The organism is Mesorhizobium salmacidum (SeqCode), from assembly GCF_037179605.1.
Classification (GTDB): domain Bacteria; phylum Pseudomonadota; class Alphaproteobacteria; order Rhizobiales; family Rhizobiaceae; genus Mesorhizobium; species Mesorhizobium salmacidum.
Genome location: NZ_JAPYKS010000014.1, coordinates 157,195 through 177,397, shown reverse-complemented (window position 1 = coordinate 177,397; position 20,203 = coordinate 157,195). Strand labels below are relative to the sequence as shown.

Genomic DNA, 20,203 nt, shown 5'->3' with positions numbered 1-20,203 from the left:
GACACCTCAGATAGTCGCTCATCCGTCTCGGCGCTGCGCGCCGATCCACCTTCTCCCACAAGGGGAGAAGGAAGAAGCTAGAGGCCCGACGCCCCGTACACCGGCGTCTCGATCCCTTCCATCCGCGCCTTGATCTGCAGCGCTACATATTTCGAATAGAACCGCGACAGGGCCAGATTGCCGCCGTGGAACCATAATGCTTCCTGCGCCGTCGGTTTCCACATGTTGCGCAATTCGCCTTGCCAGGGGCCGGGGTCGCCCTTGACGCCGGAGCCGAGGCCCCAGCACGGGCCGACCTTGTCGGCGACCTCGCGCGAGACGAGAGCCGCCACGTTCTCGTTCATCGACTGGTAGCCGGTGCAGGCGATGATGGCATCGGCCTCGATCTCGCTGCCGTCCTCGAACAGGATGCCTTTGGCTGTCAGCGATTTTATCGCGACGCCGCTGCGGATGCCGATCTTGCCATCGATGATCAGGTCGGACGCGCCGACATCGATGTAATAGCCCGAGCCGGTGCGGTAGGCCTTCATCAAAAGGCCGGTCTCGTCGTCGCCGAAATCCAGCGCGAAGCCGGACGCGGCGAGACGCTCGTAGAAAGCGGCGTCGCGCGCGCGGATGACGTCGTAGAGCGCGCGCTGGCCCTTGGGCACCAGCGCGAACGGCGTCGAGGCGACGATCATGTCGGCCTTTTCCGTGGTGATGCCGCGCGCCAGCGCATCCTCGGAGAAGATCTCGAAGCCGACCTGCATCAGCGTGTCCGACTTCACCACGGTGGTCGGCGAACGCTGGATCATGGTGACGTCGGCGCCGCTTTCCCAGAGGTCGACGCAGACATCGTGCCCGGAACTGGCCGCACCGATGACGGCGACCTTTTTGCCGCGGAATTTCTCGCCGCTGGCATACTGGCTGGAATGCAGCAACTCACCCTCGAACTGGTCCGCGCCGGGCAGCTCGATCTTGCGCGGCGGACCGTAGGCGCCGGTGGCGAAGACAAGGTGCTTCGGCTTCAGCGTGGTGCGCTGGCCGACGCGGTCGACCACCACGGTCCATTCTTTCTCCGCCTCGTCGTAACTGGCGCTGAGGCACCTGGTGGCGCCCCAGTAATTCAGCTCCATGACGCGCGTGTACATTTCCAGCCAGTCGCCCATCTTGTCCTTGGGCGTGAAGACGGGCCAATTGTCGGGGAACGGAATGTAGGGCAGATGGTCGTACCAGACCGGATCGTGCAGCACGAGCGTGCGGTAGCGGTTGCGCCAGGAATCGCCTGGCCGTTCGTTCTTCTCGATGACGATGGTGGGCACGCCGAGCTGACGCAGCCGTGCGCCGAGCATGATGCCGCCCTGGCCGCCGCCGATGACCAGGCAATAGGGTTGCTCGGAGACGCCAAGCTCGCGCGTCTCGCGCGCCCGCGCTTCCGACCAGGTTTCGCGTTCCGGGTCGGCTTTGTGGCGCACGCCGAGCGGCCGCGCCGCGCCCTTGCGCTCCTCGAACCCTTTCAGGTCGGTCATCGCCGTGAACAGCGTGCGGCAGCGGCCATCGCGCAGGCGCATGATGCCTTGTCCCGTGGCCGCCGCCGTTTCGAAGGTGAACCAGGCCTCGATCGTGCCTTCATCCGAGGTCGCTTCGCCGGAAAGCTGCCATGCGGCGGGCCTGGTCGTCGCCAGCGTCGACTTCAGCATATCGGCGATGGCGTCGCGGCCTTCCATGGTGGTGATGTTCCAGGTGAAGGTCAGCAGGTCGCGCCAGTAGCAATCGTCGACGAACAGGTTGCTTGCGGCCGATACGTCGCCGGATTCAAGCGCCTGCGAAAAGGAATCAAGCCAAGCGGCCGCCTGTTTGGATGGTGACATTTCGAGCATCTGTCTCTTCCCTCTTCCCTCTTCCCTCTTCCCTCTTCCCTCCTCCCTCTTCCCTCTTCCCTCTTCCCTCTTTCTTCTTCCTTCTCCCCTTGTGGGAGAAGGTGTCGCCGAAGGCGACGGATGAGGGGTGCTCCAGGGAAAGCCTGCGTCTCACTCCGCTGGAACACCCCTCATCCGTCTCGGCGCTGTCGCGCCGATCCACCTTCCCCCACAAGGGGGGAAGGAAGAGGCGCCGCGCCCGCCTCTCAATCTCCCAACGGCTCCATTTCCTTCCCGTACGGTGGATCTGGGCGTTGTATTTGATGCGGCGGACCGTCTCGTGGGCCGAGCCGTCGAGCTTGTAGGCCGAGGCTACCGCCAAGACGTCGATCATTGCCAGGAAGGCGAAGCGCGAGGCGGTCGGCTTCAACGTGTCGGCATATTCGGGCACGGCAATCGGATGTCTGGCAGCTCCGGTCATGAAGTCGATCTTCCCTAGCCCGCTTTCGACCCGATTTCTTATCATGTCTGTACGCTGTCGTTCCTTGCACCCCGGCACCGTTGCAGCCGATGCGTGCCCAGGCATCACCGCCGAGTTCCGTGGCGCCCCCCTCTGTCCTGCCGGACATCTCCCCCTCAAGGGGGGAGATTGCTTGTCACGACCGCCTTCGCCAATTTTCGACGCTGCAAGAAGAGAAGCCGGCGCCGAAACTGCCAATCTCCCCCCTTGAGGGGGAGATGCCCGGCAGGGCAGAGGGGGGCGCCGTAGAGTGGTGCCTCGCAATGGGCAACGCAAGCGCGCCAACCCCTGCCTTCCTATCCAATCACCTCCAGCCGCCTCGGCAGCCGGTTCATCACTACCGGTCCATCCGGCGTGATCAGGAACTGGTCCTCGAGATTGAAGCTGGCGAGGCCGTCGATGTAGAGCGGGATCTCGAAGGCCAGCACCATGCCGGCCTCGATCGCGATATCGCTGTCGGCGGCGATGAACGGCCATTGTTCCGAAAAGACCGACTGGCCGACGCCGTGGCCGAAATGGCCGCGGCGGTAGGAGCGCAGCCCTTGCCGCGCCAGGCTTTCGGTGGCGACGCGGTGGACATGGGCGAGCGTGTTTCCGGGGACAAGCTCGGCCAGGCCATCCTCGAAGGCGCGCTCGGCAATGGCGTGCAGCTCCGCTTGATCCGCCGGGGGCGGGCCGAAGGTGAAGTTGCGCGACATGTCGGAGGCGTAGCCGCCGACCGTGCAGACCATGTCGCATTTCAGCGGATCGCCAGCAACGGCCCTGGCGTCGGCGCCTTTGGCCCGGGCGCCGAGCGTCACATATTCGGCGGTGATGACCGGATGAGACAAGCCGGCCGCCGCCGTGGCGACGCCTTGCCGGTAGAGCGCGACGAGGTCGCCCTGGCGCATGCCGGCCATGGCATCGACCTGCAGCCGCTCCAGCCCGGCTTCGGACAAGATGATGCCTTGCTGCAGGAGGTCGATCTCGCGCTGCGACTTGACGGCGCGCAGCCGGTCCAGCACGGGCGACCCGTCGGCACCAGGGCAATCCGGCAGCAGCGCCTGGATGGCGGCAAGGTCGGCGGCGGGAATGAAGTCGAGGTCGAGGCCGAGCGTGGCGCGCTCCAGCCCGAAATCGATGAGCATGGCTTGCAGCTGGCGCACCGAGCCGGCGAGGTCGAAGGTGGCGGGACGCGAGAAATCCGGCGCGCGGTCGAGCGAGGCCAGACCGGCCTCGATGCGCTCCGCCAGCCCGGCAGGTCCTGTCTCGACCGGCGCGGACTCGATCCAGATCGGGTGCGAACGCACAACCATCTCGGGCGCGGCGGTCCGCAGTTGCGCCGCGTTGAAGTCCGCGACCACGACGCCGATCGGCAGGTCCTGTCTGGCCGGGATGACGACGAAGCCGGCGCCGGCGCGCCGGAACAGGCCGGCCGGGCCGATCGACGCGCCGGTCGCATAGTGGAAGGCCTCGGGCGCGCAGAGCACCAGCGCCGCTATGCCGGCGCGTTGCATCAAATGCGTGGCGCGCTGGCGGTCGACAAAACCCGTCATGAAACGTCTCCGTATGCCCCAATCGGCAACGGAGCACTGCGGGTGCCGACAATCAAGCTGGTTGCTCGATGATATTGCCACCTCGCCTCGACCAACAGCTGGACCTTGCTGGTGCATCAGGCGTCGGTGCGCAAGGCGGAGCGGGCGAAGAGTGCCTGAAGGCAACAAGCGCATCGAATCGCGGTCCTGGATGAATTGTTCGACTTGGCCGAGGTCGACGAGATCCGGTTGGAACATTTCAGGCGCTGTCCGGTTGCTTCCTCAGGAAATCCAGAGGAATACGGCCATGGTGATCAGCCAAGAAGAACGTGTCGCGCATATCAGGAAGCGGGCCCACGAACTTTGGGAACGGGAAGGCCTGATGCCCCACCGTGAAAAGGCCTGCTGGGACAAGGCGGTCGAGGAGTTCGAGTCCGGCAAACTAACCGCCGGACGACAGCAGGCTGGTGCGGATGCCGCCGGCGACACGTCGGGTGCCAAACACTGACACGCGGCTGCCTGGCGGGAGGCGAGCTTCCTGCGATTCCATGTTATTCCCGGGGGATTGTCGGGCTGGGTTTGGGCCGCAGCATCTCCTCCACCTACGAAATGTGGCGTCAAGTATCCGAAGACCGCGAACGGGAGACGCGCGGGAAAGGGACTGGTACGGGACCGCTGTTCGAATTCTGAATGCCGCTGCGCAGCCCAGCGACACCGCTATTTCAGGCTTCAGCGATCCACGAACTGCGTGCAGCCAATGGGCCGGATAAACTTAAATCGTGGCCACCATCTTACGAAGCTGGCCAAGGACCGACGAGAGTTTCTTCCCGTCGCGTTTCAGCGCAGCCAGTCTGTCTTCGGCCTCGGACTGTTCTAGTGCCAGTGTGGTGCGGTCGGGCTGACGCGAGCGGATTGATAACGACCGAATGAGTAGAATCCATTGGCCATTATGCTCGACCGTCACCTTGATCATCCCGTGACACAGCAAGGCGCGGAAGGTCTCATGCGTTTCGCGATACTGTGAAAGTTCGGCAAGGGCATGCCGGCCCACCTCCTCAAATGGACCGCCTGGGCTGATTGCTGCTAGCAAATCTTCAAATCTTTGCCCGATGAGATGTCGCAAGCGCACTGCGATCTCGCCCTGTGCCGTGGCGTTCAACAAAAGCAGTGTCTCGGTCACGGCCGTTTCGACCATTGAGAAATGGTGAATACAGGCACCACGCCAGGAATTCACCTCGGAGAAAATTGCATCCCAGTCTATTGGTTGCAGCGATGGTGTCGTCTCGTCGGAGGTAACCGTCATCTATTCATGATAGCGTTGTCACGTTAAGCATCAGATAAAGAACGTTCACTGCTTTGCCATGGCTCTATGATGGCCAGCGCTTGCCCGTTCTGCCTGGAGGTACTGCACTGCCGCACACCTCGACGCTACGATTGCGCGCTACGCCGAATCCGCAAATTGGTAACCGGGCGGTGACCACGGCCTTTTCGCAGGCCCTGAGGTAGCTGTGCCCTAGGAAACGAAAAGCCGCGGCGAACCGCGGCTTTTCGATGCTTGATTCCCTGGGAGGAAACTGGAGCGGGTGAAGCGATTCGAACGCTCGACCCCAACCTTGGCAAGGTTGTGCTCTACCCCTGAGCTACACCCGCTCACACGGCGTCTTGGCCGCAAGCCGGGCCTATATGGCTGAAGAGCGCGGCGATTGCAACAGGGAAATAGCAGGCTTTTTGCAACTCTCGAACGATGCCGGCAAACCGTCCGCGACGCGCCGATTTCATCGCTCCTTGCGCGACGGTCTTGTGTCGGCCGCCGCATTGGCCGTAAACGGCAGGGCCAAGAAACGGACGAGAAGAAGATCGATGCCGAAGACCGAAGCTGAACTGATGGCCTTTCTTGCCGAACTCGGCATCGCCGTTTCGACGATACGCCATCCGCCGCTCTATACGGTGGCCGATTCGCAGGCGCTGCGCGGCGAAATCGCCGGCGGGCACACCAAGAACCTATTCCTGAAGGACAAGAAGGACAATTTCTTCCTGGTCACCGTCGGCGAGGACGCGGTCGTCGATCTCAAGCAGATCCACCAGTCGATCGGCGCCGCCGGCCGGGTTTCCTTCGGCAAGCCGGAGATGCTGATGGAGCTTTTGGGCGTCACGCCGGGCGCGGTCACCGTCTTCGGCGTCATCAACGACAGGGAAAACAGGGTCAAGCTGGTGCTCGACAAGGATTTGATGGACCATGCCGTGATCAACGCGCATCCACTGACCAATGAGGCGACGACATCGATCGCGGCGGCCGACCTCATCAGATTCGTCGAGGCAACCGGGCACGATGCTGCTATCTTGAAAGTCTCGGCATGATCGCCACATGGATGGCGAAGCCGATTTCCAATTGAGACATGGCGCCGAGCCGCTGGCCGGGGGCGCGACCGAAAGGGTGACGAGATGAGCGAAAACAATCCGTTTGGCGGATCATTCGGAAACACTGGCGGCCAGTATGCCACCACGGTCCAGTATGGCGGAACGGCGCCGGCGCCGGCGAAGGCCGCGCTTGGCGATGCGCCCGCGGGCCCTGCCGGCGGCGATGTCATCAAGGACACGACGACCGCCGCCTTCGCCGCCGACGTCATCCAGGAATCGCGCCGTCAGCCGGTGCTGGTCGATTTCTGGGCGCCATGGTGCGGACCTTGCAAGCAGCTCACCCCGCAGCTGGAAAAGGCGGTCAAGGCCGCCGGCGGCAGGGTCAAGCTGGTCAAGATGAACATCGACGACCATCCCTCGATCGCCGGCCAGCTCGGCATTCAGTCGATTCCGGCTGTGATCGCCTTCAAGGACGGCCAGCCGGTCGACGGCTTCATGGGCGCCATCCCCGAGAGCCAGATCAACGAGTTGATCACCAAGGTGGGCGGCAAGGGCAATGGCGCGCCGCCGGTGGCCGAGGCCCTGGCCGCGGCAACCGAGGCCCGCGATGCCGGCGACATGCAGGCAGCCGCCGACATCTATGACGCCATCCTGGCGCAGGCGCCGGAGACGGTCGAGGCTATTGGCGGGCTGGGCGACCTGTTGTTCGAGACCGGCGACACAGAGGGTGCCGAGGCGCTCCTGGCAACGGCGCCGGAGGCCAAGAAGGATGCACCGCCGCTGGCTGCCCTGCGTGCCAAGATTGCGCTGGCCGCGCAGGCGGCGGCGTTGGGCAATCCGGCCGAGCTCGAACGGCGCTTGGCCGAAAACCCCACCGACCATCAGGCGCGTTTCGATCTGGCCATGATCCAGAACGCCAAGGGCGATCGCACGGCAGCCGCCGACAACCTGCTGGCCATCATCAAGGCCGACCGGAGTTGGAACGAGGATGGCGCCAGGACGCAGTTGCTGCAGCTGTTCGAGGCCTGGGGCATGACCGACGAGGCGACGCTTGCCGCGCGCCGCAAATTGTCGGCGTTGCTGTTTTCCTGAGCCGGTTATCGGTTGTTTTGTCGCACGGGCTTGTGGCGTCGGGCCTGAGCGCCAGATAGGACAGGGCAGGTTCACGCTTCGCAATGGAAGCGATCGGGAGGAACGAGGTGCAAGCGGGAAACGCGCATTACCGGCTCGCCAAGGATTTGCCGCCGACGATCCCGATTTTTCCGCTCGAGGGCGCGCTCCTGCTGCCGGGCGGCCGCATGCCGCTCAACATCTTCGAGCCGCGCTACCTGCAGATGGTGGACGAGGCGGTCGCCGGCTCGCGCGTCATCGGCATCATCCAGCCCGGCCTCAATGGCGCCTTGCGCGAGGATGGCGAGCCGGAACTTTGCAATGTCGGCTGCATCGGCCGCATCATCGCTTTTTCGGAGACCGGCGACGGCCGCTACCTGATCTCGCTGCAAGGCGTGTGCCGGTTCCGCATCACCCACGAGCTGACGGTCAAGACGCCGTTCCGCCAGTGCAAACCGGCGCCCTTCCTCGCCGATCTCGACGAGGAGCAGGCGGCTGATGAAATCGACCGGCCGGCGCTGCTGCGGGCCTTTCGCGCCTATCTGCAGGCCAATGATCTGGAAGCCGACTGGGAAAGCGTCAGCCGCGCCGAAAACGCCATGCTGGTCAACGCGCTGTCGATGATGGCGCCGTACGGACCGGCCGAGAAGCAGGCATTGCTCGAGGCCGCGGACCTGAAGACGCGGGCCGAGACGCTGATCGCCATCACCGAGATGACGCTGGCGCGCGAGAATGAGGATTTTGGCTCGAGCCTGCAGTGAGGTGAACGCAGGCCTGAGGCTGGAAAGGGGACGCAATGGCGGATGGGCGTGATGGAAAGAAGACCAATGTCGACCCGAAGCTGCTGGAACTCTTGGCCTGCCCGCTGACCAAGGGGCCGCTGGCCTGGGACCCCGAACGTGGCGAGCTGGTCTCGCGGGTCGCCAAGCTCGCTTATCCCGTGCGCGACGGCATCCCGATCATGCTTCCCTCGGAAGCGCGGACCATCTCGGCCGAAGATGTGCTGTCGCCGCCAAAGCTGGGCGGGCCGGGCAGTTCAGCGTCATAGAGTGTGGCCGGACATTGAGGTTGGCGTTCTACGGCGCTGGCCCGCCAGCGTTTGATGATGAGGGGCCCGGCTCGCGCCTACTGAAAATTACGCCCTTTGGGCATGACCCTTTCCGCCTCTTCCGACAGCATAGCGAGGTCCTGTCCGATTTTCGGTGTTGCGGGTTGGCTGGTGCTGCCCGAGGGATCGGCATTTGACGGTGCGGCCGCACTGACCTTTTCCAAGAGCACGGTCAGCCAGGGCGTCAGGTCCTCGATCTTCTCGGCGACGATGTGGACGACACCTGATTCCGACTGAAGTTTTCCGCTGACCTTGACGAAGCGCGCGCCCATGACGATGGGCCGGAAGCGGGTAAAAGTTCTTTCCCAGAAGATGACATTGGCGACGGCCTTGTCGTCTTCCAGCGTGAGAAAGATCGCGTTGCCCTTGCCGGGGCGCTGGCGCACCAGCACCAGACCGGCAACGGAGACCCACCTGCCGTCGCGCACGGACGGCAGGCTGGCATTGGGGGTGACGCCGGCGCGGTCGAGCCGTTCGCGCAGGAAGGCGACCGGATGCGCCTTCAGCGACAGGCCGAGCGAGCGGTAATCGTGGATGACATGCTCGCCGAGCGGCATTTTCGGCAGCTTCGTCCGCGGCTCCAGCTCGCGCAGGCCGAGCGCCGGCTGGTCGAACAGCGGCAGCTTCTCGGTGGCACTCTTGCCGTCGAGCGCGCGGACCTCCCAAAGTGCCGCGCGGCGGTCGAGGCCGATGGACCGAAAGGCGTCGGCCTGCGCCAATTTCTCGATCTCGTCGACATTGAGGCCGGAGCGCAGCCAGACATCCCGGACGGTCGAGTAGCCGGCGCCGCGCCGCTCGACGAAAGCCTCCATGCGTTCCTTGGAAAGTCCCTTGACCTGCCTGAAGCCGAGCCGCAGCGCATGGCTTGTCTCGATGACACCGCGCATGTCGGCATGGCGCGGCTGGATACGGGCCGGGTCGAAAGGCGCCTTTTCCAAAGTGCAGTCCCAGACGGAGAAATTGACGTCGACCTCGCGGATGTCGACGCCATGGTCGCGGGCGTCGCGCACCAGCTGCGCCGGCTGATAGAAGCCCATCGGCTGCGAGTTCAGGATCGCGGCGCAGAACACGTCGGGATAGAAGGTCTTGAACCAGCAGGAGGCGTAGACGAGCAGCGCGAAGGAGGCGGCGTGGCTTTCGGGAAAGCCGTATTCGCCAAAACCCTCGATCTGCTTGAAGCAGCGCTCGGCGAAATCCTTCGTGTAGCCCTTGCCGACCATGCCGTCGATCATGCGCTGGCGGTAATTGCCGATGGTGCCGGTGCGCTTGAAGGTGGCCATGGCGCGGCGCAATTCGTCGGCCTCGCCCGGTTTGAAACCGCCGGCGACGATCGCGATATTCATCGCCTGTTCCTGAAACAGGGGCACGCCAAGCGTCTTGCCGAGGATCGCTTCCAGCTCCGGTTTTTGATACTCGGCCGCTTCCTTGCCTTGCCGGCGACGCAGATAAGGGTGGACCATGTCGCCCTGGATAGGGCCGGGGCGTACGATCGCCACCTCGATGACGAGGTCGTAGAATTCGCGCGGCTTGAGACGCGGCAGCATCGACATCTGCGCGCGCGATTCGATCTGGAAGACGCCGAGCGTATCGGCACGGCAGATCATGTCGTAGACACGTTGGTTCTCCGCCGGGAGAGTGGCCAGCACATAGGGCCGGCCAAATTCGTCTCGCGCCTTCGGATAATGGTCCGTGAGCAGGGTGAAGGCGCGTTGCAGGCAGGTCAGCATACCGAGCGCCAGCACATCCACTTTCAGGATCTTCACCGAGTCCAGATCGTCCTTGTCCCATTCGACCATCTTGCGCTCGTCCATCGCCGTCTTGACGATGGGCACGATCTCGTCGAGCCGGTCCCTGGTGATGACGAAGCCGCCGACATGCTGGGAGAGATGGCGGGGAAAACCCATGATCTCGTTGGCGCGTTCCATCACATGCCGCGATAGGGGGTCGCCGCGGTCGAGGCCGCCGGCCCTCGCCTCCTTCTCGCCGAGTTCCGAGGTCGACCAGCCCCAGATCGAGCCGGAAAGCGACGCCCGGACATCCTCCGACAGGCCCATCGCCTTCGACACTTCGCGCAGCGCCGAACGGCCGCGATAGCTGATGACGGCGGCGGCAAGGGCGGTACGCTTGGAGCTGTATTTCTCGTAGATGTACTGGATGACGGTTTCGCGCTTTTCGTGCTCGAAATCGACGTCGATATCAGGCGGTTCGTTCCTTTCCTCGGAAATGAAGCGCTCGAAAAGCGAATTGATCTTTTCCGGCCCCACTTCGGTGATGCCGATGCAGAAACAGACGACCGAGTTGGCGGCCGACCCACGCCCCTGGCAGAGAATATCCTTGCTGCGCGCGAACTTGACGATGTCGTAGACGGTCAGGAAGTAACGGGCATAGTTGAGGCGCTCGATCAGAGCGAGCTCTTCCTCGATGCGCTTGGTCACGGATTCAGGCACACCTGCCGGGTAGCGGTTGACCGCTCCCTCCCTTGCCAACCTTTCCAGCTCCGCCTGCGGGCCGAGGCCCGATTCCGTCGGCTCGTCCGGATAATTGTACTGGAGGTCGCTGAGCGAGAAGGTCAGCTCTTCCCCGAAACGCAGCGTCTCCGCCAGCGCTTGCGGGTGCCTGCGGAACAGGCGCGCCATTTCCAGCGGCGGCTTCAAATGGCGTTCGGCATTGGCGGTCAGTTCCAGCCCCACCTCGGCGACCGGAACATTGAGGCGGATCGCGGTCAGCACGTCCTGCAGCGGGCGGCGTTCGGCCGTGTGATAGAGCACATCGTTGGTCGCCATCAGCGGTATGCCGGCACTCTCGGCAAACGCCGCCGCCTGCTCGATCCTGAAGCGATCATGGCCGGCATAACAGGGTGAGACGCCGAGCCGCAGGGCCTTGCCGAAGCGGTCCTGGAGTTGGCGGAGCAAAGCCAGGCTGTCCTGCGCGCCGGCCGCCAGATCGGGCAGGACCGCCAGCGACATCCGGTCGCCCCATTCGAGCAGGTCGTCGCGCCGGAGCAGGGTGGCGCCCTTTTCGGTCTCGTCGCGCAGATTGGCCTGGGTGAGCATGCGGCACAGATGCCCCCAGCCCTTGCGGTCCCTGGGATAGGCGAGAATGTCCGGCGTGCCGTCACCAAAAACCAGCCGGCAGCCGGGGTGATAGGCAAGCTTTTCGACCTTGGCCTGCTGCCAGGCGCGCACCACGCCGGCCACGCTGTTGCGGTCGGCGAGCCCGATCGCGGAGAAGCCCATGAGCTTGGCCGCGACCACCAGTTCCTCGGGTTTGGAGGCGCCGCGCAGGAAGGAGAAGTTCGACTGGATGCCGAACTCGGCATAGGGGATGACGGTCAGCGCGTTCATGCGAAGACCCCGTGCATGAACCAGCGCGGCGGAATCTGCGAGACGCCGCCGTACAGGCCTTGCCGGTAGAGCCAGTAGCGGCGGCCATCGGCATCCTCGATGCGGAAATAGTCGCGTGTCGATGCCGCCGGGTCGCCTGGCGCCTCGCGCCACCATTCGGCGGCGATGCGCTCCGGACCCTCGGCACGGGTAACGCGGTAAAGCGCACGGCGCCAACGAAAATGCAGCGGCGGCCCCTCCGGCATTTCGGTGGCCGGCACATCGATGGGCTCGGGCGCGCGGAACAGCCGGATCGGCCGTTCCGGCGGGAAGATGGTCATCGGCGCCTGCATCCTGTCCGGCTTCTTCGGTGGCGTGGTCCGGCGCGGCGCCTCACTGAAGGGGACGATGGCGACGGCGCGTTCGGGGAGATGGCTTTCCACAGGAACCGGCTGCAGAACCGCGCCCTCGCCGAGGCGGGCGCGGATACGGTCGGCGAACAGGGCGATGTCGGCGCCGTCATCCACCGCTTCACCGGTCAGATCGGTCTGCTGCGTGTCGAAAGCGGCGACGGCCAGCACCGAGAGGCGCACAAGGTCGAAGCCATAGCCGGCATCGATATGCTGCTCGAGCGCGGCCAGCCTTTCATGGAACAATTTCCGGATCAGCAAGGGTTCGCGCATCGGCCGCGAGGTGCCGAGGGCGATGCGGCTGACGGCGCCGTCGACGCGAAAGAGCAGCAGCGCCAGCGTCCGGGCGCCTTCGCCGCGGCGTTCGAGGTCGGTCTTCAAGGTCGTCGCCAGCATGCCCACCAGCCTTTCTATCTCCTCCGTCAGCGTGACGGGCTCAGCGAGATGGCGTTCGACCGAAAGCGGCGCGACGGGAAGGCGCGGTGAGATCGCTTCGTCGAGACGGCCGAGCGCCTGGTCGAGGCGCTGGAGCAGCAAAGCGCCGAAGCGGCGGGCGAGCGGCGCGCGCGGCGCGGCCATGACGGCGCCCGCCGTGCGCAGCCCCACACTTTCCAGGCTGGTCCGGGTTTCCGGCGCTATGCGGAGGGCGGCCAGCGGCAAGGGGGCAAGCAAGGCTTCCTCCTCGCCCGATACAACGATGCGGTCGCCGCAAAAGCGTGCCGCCGCCCAGGCCGCCCCGGGCGTACCGGCAAGCCCGGCGCGGACGTCGAACCCCTGGTGAAAAAAGCGCGACAGGATCTCGTCCAGCATGGCGCGTTCACCGCCGAACAGATGGGTGCAGCCGGTGACGTCGAGGAACAGGCCGTCGATGCTGTCCAGCGCGACCAGAGGCGTGTAGCGGTCGCACCAGTCGGCAAGGCCCTCGAGCAGGCGCCGGTCGGCCTCCGGATCGGCTTCGACGATGTCGATCGACGGATGCATGGCGCGCGCATCGGCAATCCCCATGTCAGGCTTCAGGTGCAGCGCCTCAGCCCGCTCGTCGAGGGCCGAGATGCGCTGCGCGTTGCCCTGGCGGTGGCTGATCACGAGCGGTGGGTGAGATGGCCGCGGATGATCCGACGGCCGGGAACGCCAGGATTTCCCCAGACGCTGCCGCAGGATCCTTTCGGTCGCGAGATAGGGAAACCACAGGGACAGGATTCTCTGCCCATTCGCTTCCTCCACCGCGTCTTTCCTCGCCCCTTCTTTCCTCGAATCCGCGTTCATCGGGGTTCCACTCCAGTGTGAATTGTCCAGGCAGGGCCGTGCGGCTCTTGCCGATGCTGATGGTGAAGGCGGGGTGGCCGATCGAGCCGGCGAGCGGCCCGGCGACCGTGGCGCGCGGCACGGCCGGCGCCGAGGCGGCGATCAGACGGACAGGCGCCGCCGTCGGCTCCGGCTCGGCCGCCTGCCGCAGCAGGAACACCGGCCGGCCGGTAGCTTGCGCCCTTGCATGCAGCCGGCGTGTCGCGGTCAGGTCGAGCCGCCGCGGATTGCCACGGATTTCCAGGATAACGGCGGCAAGCGCGGTCATCCTGGCGGCTTCCTCGGCGACCCACAGCGCATCGACAAGCCGGGGCGCCTCGGAAAACAGCAATTGTCCGGGCTCGATGCCGAAGCAGCCATGCAGCCCCCTGGCGTAGGGAAAGCCGGCCTCGCGGAAAATTTCCGATGTTCCGACCCATAAGACGGGCAACCCCTGCGCCCGGTTGAGGATCAGGCTGACGAGCGACAGAGCGAAGCCGGCCACGGCTCCCGCATCGCGGGTTTCAAGACCATGGATTTCGGTCAGGGCGGCTTTCGGCAGGCCGCCGCTGAGCGCGGCATCGAGCCGCTCGATGCCGATGGGCAGGAAAGCATCCGGCAAGGCCGCGGCAAGGCCGCGCCGGACGATCGTCAGGTCGCTGCCGGCGTCGGCATCAAGGGTCGCCGCCGCCGGCGCCTGCAGGCGCTCGGGCAGCGTTCCCTCTATTTTCGCGATCTGGCGGCGCAGGGCAAAAACAGTCTCCCGCGCCACGGCGGTCATCGCCATGACGGTCAGCTTCCACTCACGATTGTTCCTGTTATGTTCTCTAGGATTCCAGAGCCGATCCGAAGAGTCAAGCAGAGTCATGAGGAATTTATTCCTGCACGTATCGCACATGAGTCCGACATTCACATGTCCGCACGTCACCATGAGGTCGTCATCCCTGGGCGAAGCAGCCGCGCAGCGGCGTCGCGGAGACCCTGGGATCCATGCCGCGACCTTGGCCGTGAAGTGCAGCGGAGCAAGTTCTGCACCGTGGCAGCGCCCAGAAGTCACGGCATGGATTCCGGGGTCTGCGCCGCGTCGCTGCGCTCCTTGCTCCGCCCCAGAATGACGAAGTGATGGGCGTTTCCTCGCCAATCGCCAACGTATTCGTCATCGAGGCTTCCTAGCCGCGAGACTAACGCGGCCACCAAATGAGACGCCCTGGCCGGCGCTGCGCGATGGTGGAAGGTCCGGCATGAGTTCTCCTGATACATGGCCGGACGCGATTCCCCGGCAGCGGCAAAAGCGCCGGCAGAAATTGCCGCGCCATTTGCCTGGACCAGCACGAAAGCCTATATGCCGGGATCAAAGGACAAAGCATGGCCCGCATCTACAAGACCCGCACCTGGCATGGCGAACTTGCGCCCTCGATGGAGGAACTGGAGTTCCTGGCCCTGGAGGCCTACGCCCATCTGCCGGAGGATTTTCGCAAGCTGACCGGCGAGATCGTCATCCAGATCGCCGAATTCCCGACCGACGAGATCATGGACGATTTGTCGCTGGAGACGCCGTTCGACCTGCTCGGCCTGTTCGAGGGGCGCGGCATCGCTGAACGCTGGAACCCGCAAACCGGCGAAGGCCCGAACCGCATCACGCTCTATCGCCGCGCCATGCTGGACTACTGGGCCGAAAACGAGGAATCGCTGGGCGACATCGTCACCCACGTGCTGATCCACGAGATCGGCCACCATTTCGGCCTGTCCGACGATGATATGGAGAAGATCGAAGAGGCTGCTGAGTAGGCTGTACCTTCGTCACCCTAGGGGTCTGCGCCGCCTCGCTTTGCTCCCCTAGCAGGACGAAGGGAGGGAGGGCCTTTCCCTACTCACTCGCTGAGTTGGGTGTCAGGCCCGTATTCCTGAACGTCGATATCCTCGACCATGGCCTAGTCGCAGCATGGGTCGGTGAGCCGCCGCTATAGTCATCAATCGGTCGCTGGCGGGTCACTGTCTTGCGCAATTATACAAGTTTTGATATAAGTCTGCCAATGCCAGTGACGAAGCGCTTAGAGTTTCTCGGAGATTCTCTTGCCCAGCTCCGAGATTTTCCAGAGGCGGCGCGCAGGGAAACAGGCGTCCAGCTGCATAAGGTGCAACTCGGACTTGAACCAAGAGACTGGAAGCCGATGACGACGGTCGGCCCGGGTGTGCGGGAAATCCGCGTCCGCGACGACGCCGGCGCGTTCCGGGTGCTTTACGTTGCGAGCATAGGCGATGCCGTCTATGTGCTGCACGCCTTCCAGAAGAAGGCGCAACAGACGGCGAAACGAGACTTGGATCTTGCCGCATCGTGGTTCAAGCAAATCTAGTGGAGATCCGACGATGGAACGTCAGAGTTTTGAAAACGTGTGGGACGCACTGGAAGGCACTTCGGCCGAATCCGCCAACATGACTATGCGCTCCAACTTGCTGATCGCGATCGAACAGCGGGTGCGGAGCTGGGACGTTACCCAGGCCGAAGCAGCCAACCGGCTCGGGATTACCCAGCCACGCCTTAACGACCTCCTGCGGGGCAGGATCACGAATTTCAGTCTGGATACGTTGATCAATCTTGCCGCGCTGGCCGGACTTACCGTGCGTCTTGATATTGTCGAGGCCGCCTGATGCTCTCTTTGCCTTCCACCTACCAGTCGCTGAGCTTGGTATCCGGCCCGTATTCCTGGCCGTCGACATCCTTCACCACGGCCTGGCCGCAGCGCATGGTCTTGGCTTTCTTGTCATAGGCGTAGGTCGGCGAGCCGAACAGATGCCAGCCCTTGTTCAGCGCCGCCGTCACCTTATGGCAGAAGCTGGCGTCGTCCGGGGCGGTGAGAAAGCGGTAGAGTTTCATCGTCCAATTCCTGTCATGTATCCCAAGTCGACGAATATCATGCGCCGATGGCGGCGGCCTTCGCCAGCAGTTTTTCGGCCTGCGCCAGGTGCAGCCGCTCGACCATCCTGCCATTCAGCGCGATGACGCCCTTGCCGCTGTTTTGCGCCAGCGCGAAGGCATCCTTCACCGCGCGCGCCTCGGCCAGCGCCTGCGCCGACGGCGCGAAGGCACGGTTGGCGGCCTCGATCTGCGATGGATGGATCAGCGTCTTGCCGTCAAAGCCCATGGCGGCGGCCTGAGCGCACTCGCGCGCAAACGCGTCCGGATCGCGAAAATCGTTGAACACCCCGTCGAGCATGTCGAGGCCGCCGGCGCGCGCCGCCAGCAGCATTTGCATCAGCCATGGCAGGAGATAGGCGCGGTCCGGCGTCGCCAGCACGCCGGTATCCTTGATCAGGTCATTCGTTCCGGCAATGAAACAATCCAGCCGCGAGGCGGGATCACGGCCGAGTTCGGCGATGGCGCCGATGTTGAGCATGGCCTTGGGCGTCTCGATCATCGCCCATAGTTTCACGCTGTCGGGAGCAAAATTGTCGTCCAGCACATCGCCGACCTCAAGCACGTCGCGCGGCGTGTCGACCTTGGGCAGCAGGATGCCGTCCGGCTCCGCCTTGGCGACGGCCGCAAGATCGTCAGCGCCCCATTCGCTGGACAGCGCATTGACGCGCACCACCATTTCGCAGCGCCGGCCATTGTGGTCGGCATCAGGACGGTTAGCCAAAATGCCGGCCAGTTTTTCGCGCGCGGCGATCTTGTCGGCGGGGGCAACGGCGTCCTCCAGATCGATGATGACAGCGTCGCAGGCAAGCTGCGCGATCTTGGCCAGCGCCTTCTCGTTGGAGGCCGGGACATAGAGCACGGAGCGGCGCGGGCGGTAGGGTTCCATGTCCGATCTATGCCGCGTGTGGTTGGTCGAGGCAAGCGTCCGCCCGGTACCTGACACGAGCCAACCGCGAAAGCTCGCGCTGCCCCTTGCCTGTCCGTCCTCTGCGGCAGTTGCGGAAGGGGGCCCTGCACGAAAACTGCACTCGCCTGCGGAAAACCTCCTCCGATCCGCCGCATCGCTTCCCTGCCAGCCTGCGAGACAGACGGCATGCACAAGCGAGCAAAACCCCGTCTGCCCTATCGGCTGCGCAGCGAAGGCTGGTGGCTGGTCGACCCGCCACGCGCCAAGCCCGCCGCAATTGTCATCCCCTTTGTCCGCCCGCATCGCGCTCGGAAAATCCATGGCCGCGGTCCGCCAATCTTCCGACGTTATCCCTAGCGCTTATGCCTGCTGTTTCATCAACGTCGCCGTGCTGATCGCCAATTACAATGTCGACCATTCCCTCGAAATGACCGGCCAGGTCATTCCCCTCGACGCCTGGTATCTGCGCTCGCCCGGTCCAGGCGCGTTTCCCGCGCTGGAAAACAGGCGGAGCTGGAACTTTCGTGACTGGCGCCTGCTTCGATATCTCGACAGCAAGGGGTCGCTCGTGCTTCCTCAGCCTTCGCAACCTTCCTTGCCGGACCGCTGACCGATGCCGCATCACATTCTTGTCGCCGACGATGACCCGCATATCCGCGAAGTGATCTGTTTCGCGCTGGAAAAGGCCGGCATGAAGACGGCTGCCGTGTCCGATGGCGCCGCCGCCCTGCAGGCGATCGAACGGCACACGCCCGACCTTGTCGTGCTCGACATCGGCATGCCGGAGATGGACGGGCTGGAGGTCTGCCGGCGGCTGCGCCAGCGATCAGACGTGCCGGTGCTGTTCCTGTCCGCGCGCGACGAAGAGATCGACCGCATCCTCGGGCTCGAAATGGGCGGCGACGATTATGTGACAAAGCCGTTCAGCCCGCGCGAACTGGTCGCCCGCGTCAACGTCATCCTGCGGCGCGCCCGCCCGGCAGGGCCCGAACCGGTTGACGACAGGCAGTTTACCCATGGCAAGCTCACGCTAGTGCCGGCCAGCCATAGCGCCGGCTTCGACGGCCGGCCGCTTACCCTGACCGGAATAGAATTCTCGATCCTGAAAGGATTTCTGGCGCGGCCCACCCACGTGCTCGATCGCGACGCGGTGATGGCCAGTGCCTATGCCGGCAAGATCCATGTCGCCGACCGCACCGTCGACAGCCATATCCGCAACATCCGTGCCAAGCTGGCGGCGGTCGGATGCCTGGATGCCATCGAGACAGTGCACGGCGTCGGCTTCCGGCTCGGCCGATGCGGCTGACGACCTCAAGCAAGTGGAGCGGCCGCAAATGGCGGCCGCGCCTCGCCACGGTCGTCGTCGCCATCCTGATCCTGGTCATGGCCTTGCCGCTGGTCGGCCTGTTCTTCTTCCGCCTCTACGAAAACCAGTTGATCCGCCAGACCGAGGCGGAGCTGATCGCGCAGGGTGCGGCCATCGCCGCCATCTATGCGCAGGAGGTGCGCGACGCCGGCATTTCCGGAGACAAGCTCGGTGTGCCGATGCCTGAGGCCAATGGCACCGCGAACCGAGGCGCCGATTCGCCTTATCGGCCGATCGAGCCGCAGCTCGATCTCGCCTCGGATTACGTGCTTGCGACCCGGCCGGCGGGAACGCCTGCCACAGCCGATCCAGCCTTCGCCGCGATCGGCGCGCGGCTGACCGGCATTCTCGACGCGACGCAGAAAACCACGCTGGCCGGCTTCCGGCTGCTTGATCCCACAGGTGTCGTCATTGCCGGGCGCGACGAGATCGGGCAGTCGCTTGCCGAGGTCGAGGAGGTGCGTGAGGCGCTCGCCGGGCACTATGCCAGCGCGCTCAGGCTGCGTATCCCCAACCAGCCGCCGCCGCCGCTCTATTCGGTCAGCCGCGGCACCAGGGTGCGCGTCTTCGTCGCGCTGCCGGTTGCCGTCGACGGCAAGGTCGCCGGCGTGGTCTATGTCTCGCGGACGCCCAACAACATCATAAAACATCTCTATGGCGAACGCGGCAAGGTGACAGCGGCGGCGATCGCCATCCTCGGCGGCACGCTGCTCATCGGCCTCGTCTTCCTGCGCACCGTCAGCCGGCCGATCTATGCGCTGATCGACCGCACCCAGCGCATTGCCGCGGGCGAGCGCGGCGCGATCCGGCCGCTCGACCATCATGGAACGCGCGAAATGGCCGAATTGTCCGCCGCCTTCCTCGACATGGCCGAAAAACTGCAGGCGCGCTCGGACTCGATCCAGACCTTCGCCACCCATGTCTCGCATGAGCTCAAATCGCCGCTGACGGCGATCCAGGGCGCTGCCGAACTGCTGCGCGATTCCGGCTCGGCGATGGATGATGACGAGCGGCGGCGCTTCTCCAACAATATCGTCACCGATGCCGGGCGGCTCAATTTGCTGGTGCGGCGGCTGCTCGACCTGGCGCGCGCCGAAAACCTTGCACCCAGCGGCGAAAGCACCTCCGTCGGTGCGGCGCTGGCGCTGCTTCCCGTCGACACCAGGCTCGCGGTTCGCGTCGAGGCCGGCGGCGATCTGGCCTTGCGCATCTCGGCCGAGAACGGAGCAATCGTATTTGGCAATCTCATCGACAATTCGGCCCGGCACGGCGCGACGCAAGTTTCGATCACCGCCGCAAGCGCCGGCGGCAAGGCGACGCTGCTGGTCAGCGACGACGGCGCCGGCATTTCGCCAAGCAACCAAGCGCGCATCTTCGAGCCGTTCTTCACCACGCGCCGCTCTACCGGCGGCACCGGCATGGGGCTGGGCATCGTGCTGGCCCTCCTGAAAGCGCATGATGGTACGATCCGGCTGGTTGACACCGAGCGCGGCACGCGCTTCGAGATCACTTTGCCGGTCGCGTAAGACGGACGGCGGATCGGAGAAA

20 protein-coding genes and 1 tRNA gene are annotated in these 20,203 nt (G+C 64.6%); 11 read left to right on the top strand and 10 right to left on the bottom strand.

All coding sequences use genetic code 11. From position 1 onward, the window contains the following. Nucleotides 1–77: 77 nt before the first annotated feature. The 3 genes from O7A60_RS20055 to O7A60_RS20045 form a co-directional block, all read right to left on the bottom strand. Nucleotides 78–1,859 carry an NAD(P)/FAD-dependent oxidoreductase gene (locus O7A60_RS20055; RefSeq protein WP_337107706.1) on the bottom strand — a complete coding sequence of 594 codons (1,782 nt, stop codon included), beginning with the start codon at nucleotides 1,857–1,859 and terminating at the stop codon, nucleotides 78–80. Then, nucleotides 1,816–2,319 carry a hypothetical protein gene (locus O7A60_RS31980; protein WP_415926838.1) on the bottom strand — a complete coding sequence of 168 codons (504 nt, stop codon included), beginning with the start codon at nucleotides 2,317–2,319 and terminating at the stop codon, nucleotides 1,816–1,818. Before O7A60_RS31980 ends, O7A60_RS20055 begins: the two co-directional genes overlap by 44 nt. A gap of 335 nt (nucleotides 2,320–2,654) precedes the next feature. Further along, complete coding sequence (locus O7A60_RS20045) at nucleotides 2,655–3,893, bottom strand: Xaa-Pro peptidase family protein (protein ID WP_337107705.1); 1,239 nt, start codon at nucleotides 3,891–3,893, stop codon at nucleotides 2,655–2,657. 286 nt (nucleotides 3,894–4,179) lie between these two features. Between O7A60_RS20045 and O7A60_RS20040 the strand changes: the two genes are divergently transcribed. Beyond that, on the top strand, nucleotides 4,180–4,380 hold the full coding sequence (locus tag O7A60_RS20040; protein ID WP_337107704.1) for a DUF2934 domain-containing protein: 201 nt from the start codon (nucleotides 4,180–4,182) through the stop codon (nucleotides 4,378–4,380). 264 nt (nucleotides 4,381–4,644) lie between these two features. On the opposite strand, the gene O7A60_RS20035 is transcribed toward O7A60_RS20040, so the two are convergent. Together O7A60_RS20035 and O7A60_RS20030 are read right to left on the bottom strand one after the other, a co-directional pair. Then, nucleotides 4,645–5,175: a hypothetical protein gene (locus tag O7A60_RS20035; protein WP_337107703.1), complete on the bottom strand. Its 531-nt coding sequence runs from the start codon at nucleotides 5,173–5,175 to the stop codon at nucleotides 4,645–4,647. A 272-nt stretch (nucleotides 5,176–5,447) separates the two neighbouring features. Next, nucleotides 5,448–5,522 (bottom strand) — tRNA-Gly (locus O7A60_RS20030). A 210-nt stretch (nucleotides 5,523–5,732) separates the two neighbouring features. Here O7A60_RS20030 and O7A60_RS20025 point away from each other — a divergent pair. The 4 genes from O7A60_RS20025 (at nucleotide 5,733) to O7A60_RS20010 (ending at nucleotide 8,388) form a co-directional block, all read left to right on the top strand. Continuing rightward, entirely contained in the window at nucleotides 5,733–6,230 is a 498-nt protein-coding gene (locus tag O7A60_RS20025; protein WP_140717896.1) for a prolyl-tRNA synthetase associated domain-containing protein, read from the top strand. Between the two features lie 84 nt (nucleotides 6,231–6,314). Beyond that, complete coding sequence (trxA, locus tag O7A60_RS20020) at nucleotides 6,315–7,322, top strand: thioredoxin (protein ID WP_337107702.1); 1,008 nt, start codon at nucleotides 6,315–6,317, stop codon at nucleotides 7,320–7,322. 107 nt (nucleotides 7,323–7,429) lie between these two features. Continuing rightward, on the top strand, nucleotides 7,430–8,101 hold the full coding sequence (locus O7A60_RS20015) for an LON peptidase substrate-binding domain-containing protein (RefSeq protein WP_337107701.1): 672 nt from the start codon (nucleotides 7,430–7,432) through the stop codon (nucleotides 8,099–8,101). Between the two features lie 35 nt (nucleotides 8,102–8,136). Continuing rightward, nucleotides 8,137–8,388, top strand: coding sequence for a Trm112 family protein (locus O7A60_RS20010; RefSeq protein WP_337107700.1), 252 nt, complete (start codon nucleotides 8,137–8,139; stop codon nucleotides 8,386–8,388). A gap of 77 nt (nucleotides 8,389–8,465) precedes the next feature. Here the strand turns inward: O7A60_RS20010 and O7A60_RS20005 are convergent, their stop codons facing one another. Genes O7A60_RS20005 through O7A60_RS19995 form a run of 3 tightly spaced genes read right to left on the bottom strand, consistent with a single transcriptional unit; the run spans nucleotide 8,466 to nucleotide 14,252 of the window. Further along, complete coding sequence (locus tag O7A60_RS20005; protein ID WP_337107699.1) at nucleotides 8,466–11,792, bottom strand: error-prone DNA polymerase; 3,327 nt, start codon at nucleotides 11,790–11,792, stop codon at nucleotides 8,466–8,468. Continuing rightward, the gene (locus O7A60_RS20000; RefSeq protein ID WP_337107698.1) at nucleotides 11,789–13,267 is read right to left on the bottom strand and encodes a DUF6504 family protein; all 1,479 of its coding nucleotides are present in this window, start codon (nucleotides 13,265–13,267) and stop codon (nucleotides 11,789–11,791) included. The genes O7A60_RS20005 and O7A60_RS20000 overlap by 4 nt, the downstream gene beginning before the upstream one ends. Then, on the bottom strand, nucleotides 13,209–14,252 hold the full coding sequence (locus tag O7A60_RS19995; RefSeq protein WP_337107697.1) for an ImuA family protein: 1,044 nt from the start codon (nucleotides 14,250–14,252) through the stop codon (nucleotides 13,209–13,211). The genes O7A60_RS20000 and O7A60_RS19995 overlap by 59 nt, the downstream gene beginning before the upstream one ends. Nucleotides 14,253–14,830: 578 nt before the next feature. Here O7A60_RS19995 and O7A60_RS19990 point away from each other — a divergent pair. The 3 genes from O7A60_RS19990 to O7A60_RS19980 all read left to right on the top strand — a co-directional run bounded on the left by O7A60_RS19990 (nucleotide 14,831) and on the right by O7A60_RS19980 (nucleotide 16,114). Further along, a complete protein-coding gene (locus O7A60_RS19990; RefSeq protein ID WP_127280999.1) occupies nucleotides 14,831–15,253 on the top strand; it encodes a metallopeptidase family protein in 423 nt (140 codons plus the stop codon). Nucleotides 15,254–15,498: 245 nt separating this feature from the next. Further along, a complete protein-coding gene (locus O7A60_RS19985) occupies nucleotides 15,499–15,819 on the top strand; it encodes a type II toxin-antitoxin system RelE/ParE family toxin (protein ID WP_337107696.1) in 321 nt (106 codons plus the stop codon). A 13-nt stretch (nucleotides 15,820–15,832) separates the two neighbouring features. Beyond that, nucleotides 15,833–16,114 (top strand): helix-turn-helix domain-containing protein, encoded by a 282-nt coding sequence (locus O7A60_RS19980; protein WP_337107695.1) that lies wholly within the window; start codon nucleotides 15,833–15,835, stop codon nucleotides 16,112–16,114. A gap of 19 nt (nucleotides 16,115–16,133) precedes the next feature. Here the strand turns inward: O7A60_RS19980 and O7A60_RS19975 are convergent, their stop codons facing one another. After that, nucleotides 16,134–16,340 carry a DUF1737 domain-containing protein gene (locus O7A60_RS19975; RefSeq protein ID WP_027145959.1) on the bottom strand — a complete coding sequence of 69 codons (207 nt, stop codon included), beginning with the start codon at nucleotides 16,338–16,340 and terminating at the stop codon, nucleotides 16,134–16,136. A 37-nt stretch (nucleotides 16,341–16,377) separates the two neighbouring features. Then, nucleotides 16,378–17,268, bottom strand: a complete 891-nt coding sequence (locus O7A60_RS19970) for an HpcH/HpaI aldolase/citrate lyase family protein (RefSeq protein ID WP_337107694.1) — start codon at nucleotides 17,266–17,268, stop codon at nucleotides 16,378–16,380. A gap of 340 nt (nucleotides 17,269–17,608) precedes the next feature. Between O7A60_RS19970 and O7A60_RS19965 the strand changes: the two genes are divergently transcribed. From O7A60_RS19965 to O7A60_RS19955, 3 genes are read left to right on the top strand one after another with little or no spacing between them, the layout of a single operon-like run. Then, on the top strand, nucleotides 17,609–17,899 hold the full coding sequence (locus O7A60_RS19965; RefSeq protein WP_337107693.1) for a DUF4153 domain-containing protein: 291 nt from the start codon (nucleotides 17,609–17,611) through the stop codon (nucleotides 17,897–17,899). 3 nt (nucleotides 17,900–17,902) lie between these two features. Further along, nucleotides 17,903–18,595 (top strand): response regulator transcription factor, encoded by a 693-nt coding sequence (locus O7A60_RS19960; protein ID WP_027145962.1) that lies wholly within the window; start codon nucleotides 17,903–17,905, stop codon nucleotides 18,593–18,595. Continuing rightward, on the top strand, nucleotides 18,586–20,181 hold the full coding sequence (locus O7A60_RS19955) for an ATP-binding protein (protein ID WP_337107692.1): 1,596 nt from the start codon (nucleotides 18,586–18,588) through the stop codon (nucleotides 20,179–20,181). Before O7A60_RS19960 ends, O7A60_RS19955 begins: the two co-directional genes overlap by 10 nt. Nucleotides 20,182–20,203 lie beyond the last annotated feature (22 nt).

Bases quoted from the DNA above. Each gene is read 5' to 3' on its own strand.
- O7A60_RS20055 (WP_337107706.1), bottom strand. From the start codon at position 1,859: ATGCTCGAAATGTCACCATCCAAACAGGCGGCCGCTTGGCTTGATTCC.
- O7A60_RS31980 (WP_415926838.1), bottom strand. From the start codon at position 2,319: ATGACCGGAGCTGCCAGACATCCGATTGCCGTGCCCGAATATGCCGAC.
- O7A60_RS20045 (WP_337107705.1), bottom strand. From the start codon at position 3,893: ATGACGGGTTTTGTCGACCGCCAGCGCGCCACGCATTTGATGCAACGC.
- O7A60_RS20040 (WP_337107704.1), top strand. From the start codon at position 4,180: ATGGTGATCAGCCAAGAAGAACGTGTCGCGCATATCAGGAAGCGGGCC.
- O7A60_RS20035 (WP_337107703.1), bottom strand. From the start codon at position 5,175: ATGACGGTTACCTCCGACGAGACGACACCATCGCTGCAACCAATAGAC.
- O7A60_RS20025 (WP_140717896.1), top strand. From the start codon at position 5,733: ATGCCGAAGACCGAAGCTGAACTGATGGCCTTTCTTGCCGAACTCGGC.
- trxA (WP_337107702.1), top strand. From the start codon at position 6,315: ATGAGCGAAAACAATCCGTTTGGCGGATCATTCGGAAACACTGGCGGC.
- O7A60_RS20010 (WP_337107700.1), top strand. From the start codon at position 8,137: ATGGCGGATGGGCGTGATGGAAAGAAGACCAATGTCGACCCGAAGCTG.
- O7A60_RS20005 (WP_337107699.1), bottom strand. From the start codon at position 11,792: ATGAACGCGCTGACCGTCATCCCCTATGCCGAGTTCGGCATCCAGTCG.
- O7A60_RS19995 (WP_337107697.1), bottom strand. From the start codon at position 14,252: ATGGCGATGACCGCCGTGGCGCGGGAGACTGTTTTTGCCCTGCGCCGC.
- O7A60_RS19990 (WP_127280999.1), top strand. From the start codon at position 14,831: ATGGCCCGCATCTACAAGACCCGCACCTGGCATGGCGAACTTGCGCCC.
- O7A60_RS19985 (WP_337107696.1), top strand. From the start codon at position 15,499: ATGCCAGTGACGAAGCGCTTAGAGTTTCTCGGAGATTCTCTTGCCCAG.
- O7A60_RS19980 (WP_337107695.1), top strand. From the start codon at position 15,833: ATGGAACGTCAGAGTTTTGAAAACGTGTGGGACGCACTGGAAGGCACT.
- O7A60_RS19975 (WP_027145959.1), bottom strand. From the start codon at position 16,340: ATGAAACTCTACCGCTTTCTCACCGCCCCGGACGACGCCAGCTTCTGC.
- O7A60_RS19970 (WP_337107694.1), bottom strand. From the start codon at position 17,268: ATGGAACCCTACCGCCCGCGCCGCTCCGTGCTCTATGTCCCGGCCTCC.
- O7A60_RS19965 (WP_337107693.1), top strand. From the start codon at position 17,609: ATGGCCGCGGTCCGCCAATCTTCCGACGTTATCCCTAGCGCTTATGCC.
- O7A60_RS19960 (WP_027145962.1), top strand. From the start codon at position 17,903: ATGCCGCATCACATTCTTGTCGCCGACGATGACCCGCATATCCGCGAA.
- O7A60_RS19955 (WP_337107692.1), top strand. From the start codon at position 18,586: ATGCGGCTGACGACCTCAAGCAAGTGGAGCGGCCGCAAATGGCGGCCG.